The sequence below is a fragment of the Hominenteromicrobium sp. genome (genome assembly GCF_046974225.1).
Lineage (GTDB): Bacteria > Bacillota > Clostridia > Oscillospirales > Acutalibacteraceae > Hominenteromicrobium > Hominenteromicrobium mulieris.
The window spans coordinates 70,017-85,544 of the sequence record NZ_JBKWAE010000010.1 but is presented as its reverse complement, the minus strand read 5'-3'; the positions used below and the strand labels follow the sequence as shown (position 1 = coordinate 85,544).

The window sequence follows — 15,528 nt, the reverse complement described above, 5'->3', positions numbered from 1 at the left end:
GTCAGATTAAAAATTTAAAAGGAGACGCTATGCAGCTTTTACATATTGCAGACCTGCACTTCGGCAGGCTTTTGTACGGTCGCAGCTTAATGGATGACCAGCGGCATTTTGTGCGGCAGTCGCTTTTGCCTGCGCTGGATGAATATAAGCCCGATGCGCTGCTCATTGCGGGCGATCTGTACGACCGGCAGATTGCCTCGGTCGACGCGATTCATTTATTCGACGAGCTCATCGATGCGCTGTGCGAACGGAGCATCCCCGCCGTCATCATTTCCGGCAACCACGACAGCCCGGACCGCATTGCGGTGGGCAAAAACCTGCTTGCGCGGCACGGCATCCATATCATCACGGAGCTTAAAGACGCGTTTACGCCGGTCGAGATCGGCAACATACAGATTTTCCCGCTGCCGTACTTTGAAAACGCTCAGATGCGCGATTTTTTAGGCGATGAAACGCTGCGCGGTGCAGGGGCCTGCATGCGCGCGGCGGTGGAAAAAATGGAAAAGGCGTTTGACCCCGCGAAAAAGCACGTTTTGGTCGCGCACTGCTTTGCGGCGGGGGCCTCCACCTCCGATTCCGAAAGCCGCATTTTCGTTGGCGGCGCGGGCGATGTGCCGACGGATGTCTTCTCCCCGTTTGACTATGCGGCGCTCGGGCACCTGCACGCGGCGCAAAGGGCAGGCGACACGGCGCGCTACGCGGGCTCACCGCTCAAATATTCCGTAGACGAAGCGCACCAGAAAAAAAGCATGACGCTCGTCACGCTCGGCGACACGGTGGAAACAACGTGCATCCCCGTAACCCCTCTGCACGACGTAAAGCGCATAGAGGGTACGTTTGCGGCGCTGCTCGAAAACGGACAGGCGGCGCCCAATGAAGACTATGTGGAAATTCTGCTCACCGACGACGAGCCGGTTTTCCGCCCGGCCGACCGACTGCGCCCCTATTACCCGAATGTACTCGGCGTGCGCAGCACGTGGTTTTTAAAGCAGCACACAGGCACGCAGGCGGAAGCCGATCTGCACAGCCGCAGCCGCGCGGAGCTTTTCCGCGGCTTTTTAAAGGAGGTCTGCGGTGAGGAAGCGCAGCCGGAGGACGAAGCGCTGCTTGCGGAAATTCTAAAGGAACTGGAGGGCGATGCAACGTGAGACCGATCCGTTTGGAGCTTTCGGCGTTTGGGCCGTATCTGGAGCACACCGTCATCGATTTTGAAAAGCTGAACGAAGCGGGGCTGTTCCTCATCACCGGACAGACGGGCGGCGGCAAAACGACGCTGCTCGACGCCATGAGCATCGCGCTCTTTTATAAATCGACGGGCGGGCGGCGCACGTTTCAAGATATGCGTTGTCTTGCCGCCGCGGACAGCGACCGCACCGAGGTCGTCTATCATTTTGCGCTCGGCGAAGACGAATATTGCTTCCGCCGCGCGCTGTACCGCCGCAAAAAGCGCGGCAGCGACGATTTTATCACCGAGGAAGAAAACGAGTGCAAGCGCCGCACGGCAGACGGCTGGGCGCTTGCCGCTTCGGGTGCGGCGCGCAATGTGACAGGATACGCGGAAAACCTGCTTTCCCTCACCGCCGAGCAATTTTCGCAGGTCATCGTGCTGCCGCAGGGCAAATTCATGCAGCTTCTGCGCGCGAATTCTACCGAAAAAGCAGCCATTTTGAAAACGCTTTTCTCCTGCGAGCTATGGGAACGCATCGCGATGAAATTTACGGAGCGCCAAAAAAAGCTGTACGCAAAGCGCGAAACATGCGAGACAAAACTGAAATCGCTGCTCGAAAAGCATGGCGCGGAGACCGCCGAGGCGCTCGCCGTGCAAACAGAAGCGCTTCGATCAGAATGCGCACGAACCGAAAAAGCGCTCGCCGCCGCGAAAGAAGCACTGACTCTCGCACAAAAGCAATACACCCGTGCACTGCAATTTGAGCAGTGCCAAAAAGCCGAGACCGATGCCGAAGCGCAGCTGAAAACCGCCGAAACGCGGGCAGCTTCCGCCAAAGCGCAGTATACGCGCGCCGAGCAGAACCGCGCGGGACTTACAAAGCTGACCGCCGAAAAGGACACGCTTTTAAAACGAAGCGAACAGCTGCGCGCAGAGCAGGAACGCAGCCTGCAAAAGGAGCAGCTTTTAAACGAACTGCGCGCCGAGGAGGAGCGCGAACGCGCCGTGCAGAAGCAGGCAGAGGACGACCGCCAAAAGCTGCCGGAGGTGCTGCGGCGAATCGCGGTAGGCGAAGCATTCACCGAAAAGGCCGATGCCGCAAAAGACCGGCTCGCGTCGCTCTTACAGACGCAGACCATCTTAAGCGAACAGCTTGCCGCGCTGAAAACGCGCAGTGACGCCGCCAAAGCCGAAGCGCAGTGCAAAAAATTGTGGGGAGCTGCCGAAGACGCGGCGCGCACCGCGCGGCTGACCGTCGTGGGGCAGGATAAGCTGCTCTCGGCGGCAGAAGCCAAGTGGAACCAAAACAGCGCCGCCGCGCTCGCCACAGGGCTCACGGACGGCACGCCCTGCCCCGTTTGCGGCGCGGTGCACCACCCCGTGCTCGCCGCGCCGTGCGCAGGCGAAACGACGAAAGAAGAACTTGATGCGCTGCGCAAAAAGCTTGAAGACCTGCGGCAGGAGCAAAGCCGCGCCGAGCAGACGGCCGCCGCCGCAAAAGCGCGGCACGAGGTCGCTTTCGCACAATTAAACGCCGCAAACGATGCCGCAAAAAGTATCACAGAAAGCGAAGAAGTGCTCACCGCGGCCTACATTGCGGCGCAAACGGCGCTCAACGAAGCGCAAAAGCTTGCAGCGCAGGCGCCGGCCGCACACAAGAAACTTGAGACACTCAAAGCGGAACGCGAAGCGCTTATGCAGGTCGAGAGCCGCCACAACGCCGCGCTTGCCGCCTGCCGCGCCGCTTTGGAAGAAAAGCGCCGCCAATTAAGCGCCATGGACGCCGTGCGCGATGCGGCGCAAATCACATTGGAGATGACCGAAATACAAAAGCGCATTCGTGTGCTCGAGCAGGAGACCGCAGCGCTTGAGGAAGCGTTCCACGCCGCGGAAAACACGCTTTCTGCCGCAAACGAGGCCGTAAAAGCTGCCGCACAGCAGATGTTCGCCGCAAAGGAAGCGAAAAATGCCCTCGGCGCAGCGCCGGAAAAGGACCTCCCGCAAAGCAAAGCGGAGCTGGACGCAAAAAGCACCGAAACGCAGACGCTTTCCGTGCAGCTTGGGCGCTTTGGCTCCGACCTGCGCACCATTACGGAAAGCGCCGCCGCCGTGCAGCAATACACGGAGGAAGCCGCCGCGCTCGACGTACAGTACAGCCGCGCAGCAAAGCTTGCGGGGTACGTGACCGGCCGCAGCAACGCCTTGCGCGTGCCGCTTTTGCAGTACGTGCTCGGCATGATGCTCGACGAGACCATTCAGAGCGCAAACCGCTTTTTCTCCGTTTTAAGCCGCGGGCGCTACGCCTTGCAGCACAAGCAGGGCAAAAGCGGCGCGGGCTACGGCGGGCTTGACATTGAGGTTTTGGACGGCATGAGCGGCACGTGCCGCTCCGTAGAGACACTTTCGGGCGGCGAGCAGTTTTTGGCATCCCTTTCCCTCGCGTTCGGGCTTTCGGACGTCGTGCAGAGCTACTCGGGCGCGGTGCGGCTCGATTCCATTTTCATCGACGAGGGCTTCGGCTCGCTCGATACCGACACGCTCGATACCGCCATGCGTGCGCTCGAGAGCATCCGCCAAAGCGGGCGCGTCGTCGGTATCATCTCTCACGTTTCGGAACTGCAAAGCCGCATCCCGACGATGATCCGCATTTGGAAGACCGCTTCGGGCTCCGCCGCAGCAAAAGTCATCGCGGAAGACTGAACCGTTTTTGAACAAAATGAAAAAGCAGAAATGCAAATTGCAAATCCGCCTTTATTATGCTATACTGAAAGCAACTAAGCGCAGGATTTTCTGCGCGGCCATGCAATGCTAAAAGAAAGGATTGCTTCCGGGCTCCTTCGGAAGTTTCGGTGAATGAATATGGTAAAGCTTTATGACGGCGGCGTTTACCTTGTGAACGGCACAGAGATCGTGCCGGAAGCCGCTGCACCCGAGACCTATCAAAAAGACACGGCAAAACAGGGTACCATTGCCTATTCCATTTTAAAAGCGCACAACACCGCAGAGGATATGCAGAACCTGCGCTTAAAATTTGATGCGCTCGCCTCGCACGACATCACGTTCGTCGGCATCATTCAGACGGCGCGCGCCTCCGGCATGGAGAAGTTCCCCATCCCCTACGTGCTCACAAACTGCCACAACAGCTTGTGCGCCGTGGGCGGCACCATCAACGAGGACGACCACGTGTTCGGCCTTTCCGCCGCACGCAAATACGGCGGCATTTATGTGCCGCCCCACATGGCGGTCATTCACCAGTACATGCGCGAGGCCATGGCGGGCTGCGGCAAAATGATTCTCGGCTCCGATTCCCACACGCGCTACGGTGCGCTCGGCACCATGGCCATCGGCGAAGGCGGCGGCGAGCTCGTCAAGCAGCTGCTCGAAAACACGTACGATGTCGCGTACCCCGGCGTTGTGGCGGTGTACCTCACCGGCAAGCCGCGCCCGGGCGTGGGCCCGCAGGACATCGCGCTTGCCATCATCGGCGCGGTGTTTAAAAACGGCTACGTAAAAAACAAGGTCATGGAGTTCGTCGGCCCCGGCATCAAGAGCATGACGACCGATTACCGCAACGGCGTGGACGTCATGACGACCGAGACCACATGTCTCACCTCCGTCTGGTGCACAGACGACGACACGAAGGCCTACCTTGCAAAGCACGGCCGCGCGGACGATTACCGCGAGTTAAAGCCGGCCGACGTGACATACTACGACGGCTTGGTCTATGTAGACCTTTCCACCGTAAAGCCGATGATCGCGCTGCCATTCCACCCGAGCAACGCGTTTGAGATTGACGAATTGAACGCGAATCTCGGCGACATCCTGCGCGAAGTAGAAAAGGAAGCCGCACGCTTGACGGAAGGCAAGGATATCGAATTCAGTCTGACGGATAAGATCACCCCAAAGGGTTTGCAGGTGCAGCAGGGCATCATTGCGGGCTGCGCGGGCGGCACATATACGAACGTCATGGCGGCAGCGCACATCTTAAAGGGCGCGCAGTGCGGTCAGGGCGAATTCACACTGGACGTCTACCCGTCCTCACAGCCGGTGTTTATGGACCTGCTCGCAAAGGGTGCCATTTCCGACCTCATGGCGACGGGCGCCATCGTGAAGACCGCATTCTGCGGCCCGTGCTTCGGCGCAGGTGATACACCGGCGAATAACGCGCTGAGCATCCGCCACGCCACACGCAACTTCCCGAACCGCGAAGGCTCCAAGCCGGGCGCAGGCCAACTGAGCGCCGTCGCACTCATGGACGCACGTTCTATCGCGGCAACGGCGGCAAACGGCGGCATTTTGACCTCCGCCGAAAAGTACGCGGACAACTACGAAGTGCCGGAATACAACTACGATGATTCCTCCTACCGCGCCCGCATTTACAACGGCTTCGGCAAGGCAGAGCCGGAGGATAAGCTCATCTACGGCCCGAACATCAAGGATTGGCCGGAGCAGGAGGCACTTGCGCAGAACATTCTGCTGCGCGTCTGCTCAAAGATCATGGATAAGGTCACAACGACCGACGAATTGATCCCGTCCGGCGAAACGTCTTCGTACCGCTCCAACCCACTGGGGCTTGCGGAGTTCACACTCTCCCGCCGCGACCCCGGTTACGTGCAGCGTGCAAAGGATGTCCGTGCACTCGAAAAAGCGAGACTTGCGGGCGAAGCACAAAGCGATGAAGCTCTGAAAAGCGCACTCGGGAAAGTGAAAAACATCCTGCCCGACGTCGATGAAAAGACAATCGAAATCGGCAGCGTCATTTACTGCGTGAAGCCCGGCGACGGCTCTGCGCGCGAGCAGGCAGCAAGCTGCCAGCGCGTCTTGGGCGGCCTTGCGAATATCTGCTCCGAGTATGCCACCAAGCGTTACCGCTCCAACGTGATGAACTGGGGCATGCTGCCGTTCCAGATGAAGAATGAGCCCGCCTTCGAGATCGGTGATTATATCCTCGTCCCGAACGTTTTGGACGCCATGGACGGCGATATGCAGAGCATTAAAGCGTATGTGCTCGGCGATGAAGTAAAGGAGATCGAGCTTTACATCGCCCCGATGACGGAAGACGAAAAGAAGATCGTCAAAGCCGGCTGCCTCATCAATTTCAACCGCAAGAATTAAAATAAAGCATAAGAAAACGGCGAGTCCTGTTCAGGATTTCGCCGTTTTCACGTCTTATAAACGTAAAAGTTTATAGGGTCTCGGGGCAAAGCCCTGAGGCGCTTTCCGCAGAAAACGAAATCTCATTGCGTTCGCAAAAATCAAGATGGGAGGACGGAACTTCCGGTGGACGTTCCGTCTGTGGGAGACCCGATCAGGGAGTCTCCCAAGGGCGGCATGCCGCCCGTTTGCTATACACCGCCTTATTGCTTGCTTTCAAAAAACGCAACAAACCGGTTCCAGTCCTCGCGGCTGAAATAGTGCAGACCGGGACGGCGGTGATAGCCGATGCGGCCCGCGTGCAGGTTAAAATCGTAGTCTTCCGACGTTTCTTCATAGGGAAATGCCTCCTTGTCCCCCGCTGCCGCCGCATAGCAGCTCAAAAGCTCGGACGCGGGGTCTGCCCAGTCGTCGCCCGCCGCAGACGCCACGTATACATAGCGCGGCGCAATGCTCGCGAGCAAGTAGTGCTGGTCAAACGGCAGCGCGTCCGTTTTGCCGACATACTGCCCGAACGATTCGCTGAACCAGAACGGAAACTGCCTATAAATATCGTCAAGCTGCTCGCCTTTTTTGCCGCGGAACAGCGCCGCACCGGCACAGCCGGAATCGTTCGAGTAGCCAAACGCGAAGCGGGTATCCAGCGCAGCAGTGAGCAGTGCCGTTTTGCCGAGGCGCGAATGCCCGCACACAACGGACTTTGCGCAGTCCAACCGCTCGTCGTGCTCGGCGTAATCCATGCAGCGCATCGCCGCCCACGCCCACAGTGCGATTTTACCCGCGTCATGCGGCGCGCGTTTGCCGTTTTCATACAGAACACCCGCAAGGCCGGAGGTGAAGTCGCCGTCGTCGCGCGTCACATCCTCATAGCCGAACGAAAGCACCGCAAAGCCGTTGTCGATGAGCTCCTCCGTCGGCATGTAGCGGTCCGGCACATCGCTTCTGAAATTGATGTGGACAAAAAACGGGTGCGCCCCCTCTGCGGTCGGCACAGCCAAATACACCGGGAACGCGAAATCTTTGCCGTTTACCACAACGCGAAACGTCAGCTTTTCCAGCGTCGCCTTGCCCGCGCAGAAATTATCCGCAACGCCGGGCTCCGCTTCCCAAACGAACGATTCCGGCGCCTTCGGCAAGCAGCCGTATTCCTCCCGCTGCAAAAGCTCCAACATCTCCGCGCGTGATTTTAAACGCGGCACATTCCTCTTTTTCAGTTCATCCAAAAACATACAAACGCCCCCTTTATGCGGTTATTGTAGCCGTCCTTTTAGGCATTTGTCAATCTTCAAAACCACCAAAAAAGCTGTCCTCTCTTTGTCAGAGAAGACAGCTTCGTTTTGTTTTACAGGCGTTTTACGCGCTTTCCTCTGCGTGCTCGAACTGGCTGTTGTAGAGGTTGGCGTAGAAGCCGTTTTTTGCGAGCAATTCTTCATGCGTGCCCTGCTCCACGATGTCGCCGTCCTTCATGCAGAGGATGAGGTCAGCATTGCGGATTGTCGAGAGGCGGTGCGCGATGATAAAGCTTGTGCGGCCGCGCATCAGGTTATCCATCGCAGTCTGGATGGAAAGCTCGGTGCGCGTATCGACGGAGCTTGTCGCTTCGTCAAGGATCATGATGCGGCTGTCGGACAAAATCGCACGGGCGATGGTGAGCAGCTGCTTTTGTCCCTGCGAGACATTCGTCGCTTCTTCATTGAGGATCGTGTTGTAGCCGTCCGGCAACGTGCGCACAAAGTGGTCAACCTGCGCCGCTTTTGCCGCCTGAATGACCTCCTCGTCCGTCGCGTCCAAGCGGCCGTAACGGATGTTCTCCATGATGGTGCCGCTGTAAAGCCACGTGTCCTGCAGAACCATGCCGAATTCTTTTCTGAGGTCGCCGCGGGCAAACTCCGTGATGTCCTTGCCGTCAAGGTAAATTCTGCCGGATTTTAAATCATGGAAGCGCATGAGAAGCTTTACCATAGTCGTTTTGCCTGCACCCGTCGGGCCGACAATAGCGATCTTCTGGCCCGCTTTCACATCGGCGGAGAAATCGTGGATGACAGTCTCATCGGTGTCTTCGTAACCGAAGCAAACATGGTCAAAGCGGATGTCGCCGCGGATATTGCTGTTTTCCACGGTGTATTTCGGTGTTTTTTCGACGATCTCAGGCTCATCAAGGAAATTGAAAATGCGCTCTGCCGCCGCCATGGTGCGCTGTACCTGACTTGAGATGCTTGCCATCTGGGTGATGGGCTGCGTGAAACTGCGCAGATACTGGATGAACGCCTGAATACCGCCGATGGTCATGCTGCCGCCTGCCGCCATAGATGCGCCCAAAATGCACACCACAACGTAGCCGAGATTGCCCACAAAGCCCATGATCGGCTGCATCAGGCCGGAGAGGAACTCCGACTTCCAGCCCGCGTTATAGAGCTTTTCGTTTTCGCACTCGAATTTCTCCATGGAGCGCGCTTCGCCGTTAAACGCCTTCACGACGACGTGCCCGCCGTACATTTCCTCCACGTGACCGTTCACCGCGCCGAGGTATTCCTGTTGGCCGACGAAATATTTCTGCGAGGATTTCACAATGCGTCCGACAAGCAGCAAAGAAATCGGGACGATGCACAGTGCGACAAGCGTCAACTGCCAGCTGATGGAAAGCATCATAATAAGCACACCGATGATGGAGCACACAGACGTGATAAGCTGCGTGATGCTCTGGTTAAGACTCTGGCTGAGCGTATCAACATCGTTCGTGATGCGGGAAAGCACGTCACCCTGACTCGTTTTGTGAAAATACGAGACGGGCAGGCGGTCGATTTTCTCCATAATGGCACGCCGCATGTTGTACGAGACCTTCGCCGAAACGCCGGACATCGTAAATCCCTGAATGTAGGAGAACAGCGCGCTCAACGCATATAACCCCACAAGGAACAGTAAAACTTTCGCAATATAGCCAAAGTCAATGCCCTCCGCAGCGCCGGTGATGATGCGCATCAAACCGGCCGTCAGCTCATCGGTCGCTTTTGCGAGGATCTTCGGGCCGACGATCGTGAACACGGTGGAAAGCGCCGCGAAAATGACGACGATGAGTATTTTAAACTTAAATGGGGAAAGATACGAAATAAGCTTTTTAAAGCTGCCTTTGAAGTCCTTGGCTTTTTCGGTGGGCATCATGCCTCTGCCGGGCCCGTGCGGACGCGGTGCGTTTCTTTTCGGTTCGCTCATGCCAATTCCTCCTTTGAAAGCTGACTTTCCGCAATCTCGCGGTATTCCGGGCACGTTTTCAAAAGCTCTTTGTGCGTGCCCTTGCCGACGATTTTGCCTTCGTCCAGCACTATGATCTGCTCGGCGTTCATGATGGTGGAAACGCGCTGCGCGACGATGAGCACGACAGCGTTTTCCGTGTATTTCGTCAGCGCACGGCGCAGCTTTGCATCCGTTTTGAAATCGAGCGCGGAGAAGCTATCGTCGAAAATATACACCGGCGCTTTTTTCACGAGCGCACGGGCAATGGCAAGGCGCTGCTTCTGGCCGCCGGAAACGTTGCTGCCGCCCTGCGCGATGGAGCTTTCCACGCCGTTCGGCAATTCGCTGACAAATTCCGTAGCCTGTGCGCAATCGAGCGCTGCCAGCACCTCGTTCACATCGGCGTCTTCCTTGCCGTACTTGATGTTGGAATCGATTGTGCCGGAGAACAGCATGGCCTTCTGCGGCACGTAGCCGATGTTATCGCGCAGTTCCTTTTGCGAAAGCGTGCGGATATCCTTGCCGTTCAGGTAAACTGCGCCGCCGGTGACATCGTAAAAACGCGGGATGAGGTTGATGAGCGTCGATTTTCCCGCACCCGTCGCGCCGATAAACGCCGTCGTTTGGCCGGGCTTGGCGGTAAACGAAATGTGGCTCAAGGTATCTTCCTCGGCGTTGCCGTAGCGGAAGGAAACGTCGTCAAAACGCAGCTCACCGCTTTCATTACCGAGTGTAACCGGGTTTTCCGGCTCTTTAATGGAAAGCTCCGTCGTCAGCACCTCCTGCACACGGTCTGCGGAAACCATGGCGCGCGGCACCATAATGAAGATCATCGAAATCATCAGGAACGACATGATGATCTGCATCGTGTACTGGATATACGCCATCATGTCGCCTACCTGCATGGTGGATTCCGCAATGGCGTGCCCACCCACCCACATGATGAGCAGCGTGACAAGATTCATGATGAGCATCATGATCGGCATTGTAACGCTCATCACGCGCTGGGTAAAGCGGTTTGTACGGGTGAGGTCTTCATTCGCCTTATCAAAGCGCGCCTCCTCGAATTTCTCATTTGTAAACGCGCGTACCACGAGCATGCCGCTCAAATTCTCGCGGCTGACGAGGTTTAATCTGTCCGTCAAACGCTGCAAGCTCTTGAATTTCGGCATTGCAACGTTTAAAAGTACGACGACAAGTCCCAGCAAAACGATGACCGCGAGCGCGATGATCCAGCTTAGTGAAACGCTTTTTTGCAGCGCGAAAATAATGCCGCCCACGCCCATGATCGGCGCGTAGCACATCAAACGCAGACCCATGGAAATAAGCATCTGCACCTGCGTCACGTCGTTCGTCGTGCGCGTGATAAGCGATGCGGTGGAAAATTTATCGAACTCCGTGTTGGAGAAGCTTTCCACCTTGCGGAACACATCGCTGCGCATCTGCTTTGCCACGCCGGACGAAATGCGCGACGCGAAGAAGCCGACGAGCATCGCCGCCAGCACGCCGAGCAGCGCAATGCCGAGCATCTCGAGACCCTTTATCACAATGTAGCGCACCTGCTTTGCGTCCAAATCGACGCCGAGTTCCTTATAGAACAGCTTTGTAAACGTTGCGCCCACCTGCGAGCCGATCATCGACTGCGCGTTTTCGGCTGAATCAATCGCTTCGCTGAACGTCTCTTTCGGCATCTGCTGTAACATGGGGATAACAGCATAAAGCTGACGCATGTCCATGTCCTGCACGCCGCTTTCGGTGTCCACCGCCTGGCCGGTCTGCGCGCCGTAATCCTTCAGGAACGTCATGAACGCATACGCCGCCTTACCGTAGGCATCGCCCACCGCCTGCACGTCTGCATCTTCGCTTAAAGCAACCGCATCCATGTCCTGGATATTCTCGTAGGTTTTCGCAAGCTTCGTCTCTTCATCGCTGCCGTGCTCCACGGGCGTGTAGGCGTTTTTGAACGTCCCCGCCTCCGCGTCGTTCATAAACAGCGTCAATAAGTCAACGGCCTGTTGGTTCAAAACCGCAGGTGCAGCCTCATCCACGCCGCCAAGCTGAATGCCGGTGTTCACAATGTCGCTCATCAGGTTCGGTAATGTCAAGTCACACATCGCCTGCCCGAAAAGCAGCAGAATGCACGCCAGCACCAGCGCCGCAAACGGCTTTAGGTACGTTTTCAGCAATTTCATTCGGTTTTCTCCTTTCTCATCTCCGGGTATCTGCCTGTCTCGGTAAAGTTTTCAAGGTTTCGCCGTATTTGCTCCATGACGCGGTGGAAGACCTGCATGTCTTCCGGGCTGACACCGGCGCACATTTTTTCATAATATTCATGCTTCAGCTCTCTGCACCGCTTAACAGCCGGCTCGGCCTTCGGCAACAAAACCAAATGTACCATGCGACGGTCGCTTTGGTCCGGTTTTGTTTCAATCCATCCGCCGCGCACAAGGTGGTCTACCGCCTTACTCATCAACGAGCGCGAAACACCCATGCGCCGCGCAATGCGCCCGGCCGTATCGACCTTTGTTGTGGAAAGGCACATGATCACACCGGATTCCACCGCGGAAAGGTCTTCATCCGCCAGCACCTTGCGCAGCTCCGTATGGATGATGCGCGCGATCTGCGTTAAGTGCTCCGCAAGCCCGTCGTGAAACGGCACGGCCGTACACGCTTGCTCGTCTCGCTTCATTCCTCGCACCTCCTGTTGCTTACTGCTGAACATCGCCAAAAGTTCTTAACGATGTCCATTTCCAAAAAACAGTTTAAAACTGAATTGTTCATTTTTGAACTGTTAAGGAATGAACATATTATAGACCGACAAAAACAAAAAAGCAATGACTATTTTGTGAATAAAGCTGCCAAATTATATTTCAGAAAACCATATAGCCGAAAAGAAAAAAGACCCGCAAACACAGCGAACTGCATTTGCGGATCTTGAATCAGACAATTATAAGGTGAAGCTAAATTACTTCAGCTCGACCTCAGCGCCAGCCTCGGTGAGCTTCGTCTTAAGAGCCTCAGCGTCGTCCTTGGAAACGCCTTCCTTAATGGTCTTCGGAGCCTCGTCAACCATAGCCTTAGCTTCCTTCAGGCCCAGGCCGGTAGCTTCCTTAACAACCTTGATAACGTTGATCTTGTTTGCGCCAGCAGACTTCAGAACAACGTCGAACTCGGTCTTCTCTTCAGCAGCCGGAGCAGCAGCGCCAGCGCCAGCGACCATAACCGGAGCAGCAGCGGAAACGCCGAACTCCTCTTCGATAGCCTTGACCAGCTCGTTGAGCTCGAGAACGGTCATGGACTTGATTTCTTCAACAAACTTTGCGATATCAGCCATTGTAATATCCTCCTAAAATTTTAAATTGAAAATTATCCTGCAAACTTATGCAGTTTCCTGAGCCTTTGCAACTTCACTAAGTGCAATAGCAAGGCCACGCGGGCCGGATACGAGAACGCTAAGCAGCATCTGAACAAGACCTTCCTTGCTCGGGAGATCTGCGATTGCAGCGATCTCTGCCGGAGACATGACCTTACCGTCCATGTAGCCGGACTTAATCACGAACTTACCGTCGGAATCCTTTGCAAACTTGTTCAGGATTCTTGCCGGAGCGATCTGATCCTCGTGAGAAACAGCCAGAGCGGTTGTGCCTTCGAGAACCTCGGACATACCCTCGATCTCGGTGCCTTCGATAGCACGCTTGAGAAGAGTATTCTTAACGACAGTGTACTCAACGCCGGCTTCACGCAGTTCCTTACGAAGCTTTGTGTCGGCCTCTGCAGTGATACCCTTGTAGTCTACGACAACACCGGATACGCTGTTAGCGACCTTATCCTTCAGCTGAGCAACAATTGCCTGCTTTGTTTCCAAAACGCTTTTACTGGGCAAAATATTCACCTCGCCTTTCAGTTATGATTTGGAAAAGCGCCAAAATGAACGATTTTCCTCGGTGCGAAAACTAAAAATGCCTTCCCACTTACCGCGGGAAGGCATAAAAAGTACAAAGTAACTTTTCCGCTCCCTCGGCAGGCGGTAAAACCTTTCAGCCCGGAAAACCGGTGCACCTGCTGTCTTAGGTAAACAGCTTTGTAATTATAGCATGGCAGAAGAACTCTGTCAAGCCTTAAATTTAAGATTCAGACGAATCTTAACCAACCTTGTTCGGGTTGATCTTCACGCCCGGGCCCATCGTTGCAGCAACAACGCAGGAACGGATGTACTGGCCCTTAGCAGCAGCCGGCTTTGCCTTGTTGATGGCTTCCAGCAGCGTGTTGAAGTTTTCCGTCAGCTTCTCTGTGCCAAAGGAAATCTTGCCGATCGGGCAGTGGATGATGTTGGTCTTGTCGAGACGATACTCGATCTTACCGGCCTTCGCTTCGGTGATTGCACGTGCAATGTCCGGAGCAACGGTGCCGGCCTTCGGGTTCGGCATGAGGCCGCGCGGGCCAAGGATCTTACCGAGACGGCCAACCATACCCATCATATCCGGGGTCGTGATGAGGACGTCAAAGTCCATCCAGCCTTCGGACTGGATCTTCTGGATCATATCATTGCCGCCGACGAATTCAGCACCGGCTGCACGAGCCTCGTCTTCCTTCTCCGGCTTGCAGATTGCGAGCACGCGGACGGTCTTGCCCGTGCCGTGCGGCAGGACGATAGCACCGCGAACCTGCTGGTCTGCATGACGGCCGTCAACGCCCAGCTTTACGTGGACTTCAACGGTTTCGTCGAACTTTGCTGTACCAGTCTTGACACAGAGGTCAAGCGCTTCCTGCGTATCATAAAGGCGGCTGCGCTCGATGAGCTTTGCGCCATCGACATACTTTTTACCGTGTTTCATTCATGTTCCTCCTAAAGTGGTAGATATCGGATTCTCAGAGAGTTTCCTCCCACCCGGGTAAAATCAAATCAATCGACTACTTCGATGCCCATGCTGCGTGCAGTACCGGCGATCATGCTCATAGCACTCTCGATGGATGCAGCGTTGAGATCAGGCATTTTCTGCTCGGCGATCTTCTTTACCTGCTCGCGGGTAATCTTTGCGACCTTTGTCTTGTTCGGTGTGCCCGAAGCTGTTTCGATGCCGCAAGCCTTCTTAATAAGAACTGCTGCAGGCGGCGTCTTTGTTACAAAGGTAAAGGAACGGTCTGCGTATACTGTGATGACGACCGGGATGATAAGACCAGCGTCGCCCTTGGTGCGCTCGTTAAATTCCTTTGTAAATGCCATGATGTTAACACCGTGCTGACCGAGAGCCGGACCAACCGGTGGTGCCGGGGTAGCTTTACCGGCAGGTATCTGGAGCTTAATAAAGCCCGTAACCTTCTGAGCCATTTGTTTGCACCTCCAAAATTCGTGGTTGATGGCGGAACGTCCGTGAAAATTCAGGCGTTCCTCCCACAGGGGGACGTATCCCCCTCAATAAAAAGCGGATTACCGCAATTTACCGTGTGTTATTCCACCGGCTCCGCCTGGTCAAGTTCCAGGTCAACCGGGGTTTCACGTCCGAACATCGAAACCATGACGCGAATGTGGTTCTTGTCCACATCAATCTCTTCCACTGTTCCGATAAAGCCCTCAAGCGGGCCGTCGGTAATCTGGACGCTGTCACCGACATTGTAGGAGACTTCGACATTCCTCGTCTCCACACCGAGTCGCTCCACTTCTTCATCCGTGAGCGGAATCGGCTTGGAAGACGGGCCGACGAAGCCCGTGCAGCCGCGGATATTGCGAACCGCGTACCACGATTCATCCGTGAGGATCATCTTTACAATGACGTAACCCGGAAAAATCTTGCGTTCCACTTCCTTGGTCTTGCCGTTTGCGGCAACTTCTGTGACCTTTTCGGTGGGTACGCGAATCTCAAAAATCAAATTCTGTAAAGAGTGGTTTTCCACCGTCTTCTCCAGATTTGACGCAACCTTGTTCTCATACCCGGAATAGGTATGAACAACATACCATTTTGCTTCGTCCGACATTT

The 15,528-nt window shown here is 55.7% G+C and carries 12 protein-coding genes and 1 other annotated feature; of the genes, 3 read left to right on the top strand and 9 right to left on the bottom strand.

The features are described from left to right. Positions 1-29: 29 nt before the first annotated feature. The 3 genes from ACLTX1_RS08935 (at position 30) to ACLTX1_RS08925 (ending at position 6,283) form a co-directional block, all read left to right on the top strand. On the top strand, positions 30-1,148 hold the full coding sequence (locus ACLTX1_RS08935; RefSeq protein ID WP_412330796.1) for an exonuclease SbcCD subunit D: 1,119 nt from the start codon (positions 30-32) through the stop codon (positions 1,146-1,148). After that, positions 1,145-3,868 (top strand): SbcC/MukB-like Walker B domain-containing protein, encoded by a 2,724-nt coding sequence (locus ACLTX1_RS08930; protein WP_412330795.1) that lies wholly within the window; start codon positions 1,145-1,147, stop codon positions 3,866-3,868. Before ACLTX1_RS08935 ends, ACLTX1_RS08930 begins: the two co-directional genes overlap by 4 nt. Before the next feature lie 159 nt (positions 3,869-4,027). Next, the gene (locus ACLTX1_RS08925; RefSeq protein ID WP_308449024.1) at positions 4,028-6,283 is read left to right on the top strand and encodes a hydratase; all 2,256 of its coding nucleotides are present in this window, start codon (positions 4,028-4,030) and stop codon (positions 6,281-6,283) included. Positions 6,284-6,525: 242 nt separating this feature from the next. Here ACLTX1_RS08925 and ACLTX1_RS08920 read toward each other — a convergent pair whose 3' ends face one another. The 9 genes from ACLTX1_RS08920 to nusG form a co-directional block, all read right to left on the bottom strand. Next, on the bottom strand, positions 6,526-7,551 hold the full coding sequence (locus tag ACLTX1_RS08920) for a hypothetical protein (RefSeq protein WP_308448912.1): 1,026 nt from the start codon (positions 7,549-7,551) through the stop codon (positions 6,526-6,528). A 124-nt stretch (positions 7,552-7,675) separates the two neighbouring features. Next, positions 7,676-9,532, bottom strand: a complete 1,857-nt coding sequence (locus tag ACLTX1_RS08915) for an ABC transporter ATP-binding protein (RefSeq protein WP_176820377.1) — start codon at positions 9,530-9,532, stop codon at positions 7,676-7,678. Beyond that, positions 9,529-11,745 carry an ABC transporter ATP-binding protein gene (locus ACLTX1_RS08910; protein ID WP_412330794.1) on the bottom strand — a complete coding sequence of 739 codons (2,217 nt, stop codon included), beginning with the start codon at positions 11,743-11,745 and terminating at the stop codon, positions 9,529-9,531. The genes ACLTX1_RS08915 and ACLTX1_RS08910 overlap by 4 nt, the downstream gene beginning before the upstream one ends. Beyond that, positions 11,742-12,242 (bottom strand): MarR family winged helix-turn-helix transcriptional regulator, encoded by a 501-nt coding sequence (locus ACLTX1_RS08905; protein WP_395507329.1) that lies wholly within the window; start codon positions 12,240-12,242, stop codon positions 11,742-11,744. Before ACLTX1_RS08905 ends, ACLTX1_RS08910 begins: the two co-directional genes overlap by 4 nt. A 276-nt stretch (positions 12,243-12,518) precedes the next feature. Continuing rightward, on the bottom strand, positions 12,519-12,887 hold the full coding sequence (gene rplL, locus ACLTX1_RS08900) for a 50S ribosomal protein L7/L12 (RefSeq protein WP_176820374.1): 369 nt from the start codon (positions 12,885-12,887) through the stop codon (positions 12,519-12,521). Positions 12,888-12,932: 45 nt separating this feature from the next. Continuing rightward, positions 12,933-13,436: a 50S ribosomal protein L10 gene (gene rplJ / locus ACLTX1_RS08895; RefSeq protein ID WP_176820373.1), complete on the bottom strand. Its 504-nt coding sequence runs from the start codon at positions 13,434-13,436 to the stop codon at positions 12,933-12,935. A 63-nt stretch (positions 13,437-13,499) separates the two neighbouring features. Further along, positions 13,500-13,643, bottom strand: a sequence feature (ribosomal protein L10 leader region). Between the two features lie 52 nt (positions 13,644-13,695). Then, positions 13,696-14,388 (bottom strand): 50S ribosomal protein L1, encoded by a 693-nt coding sequence (gene rplA / locus ACLTX1_RS08890; RefSeq protein WP_176820372.1) that lies wholly within the window; start codon positions 14,386-14,388, stop codon positions 13,696-13,698. Between the two features lie 68 nt (positions 14,389-14,456). After that, a complete protein-coding gene (rplK, locus tag ACLTX1_RS08885) occupies positions 14,457-14,882 on the bottom strand; it encodes a 50S ribosomal protein L11 (RefSeq protein ID WP_176820371.1) in 426 nt (141 codons plus the stop codon). Positions 14,883-15,001: 119 nt separating this feature from the next. Beyond that, positions 15,002-15,526 carry a transcription termination/antitermination protein NusG gene (nusG, locus tag ACLTX1_RS08880; RefSeq protein WP_176820370.1) on the bottom strand — a complete coding sequence of 175 codons (525 nt, stop codon included), beginning with the start codon at positions 15,524-15,526 and terminating at the stop codon, positions 15,002-15,004. Positions 15,527-15,528 lie beyond the last annotated feature (2 nt).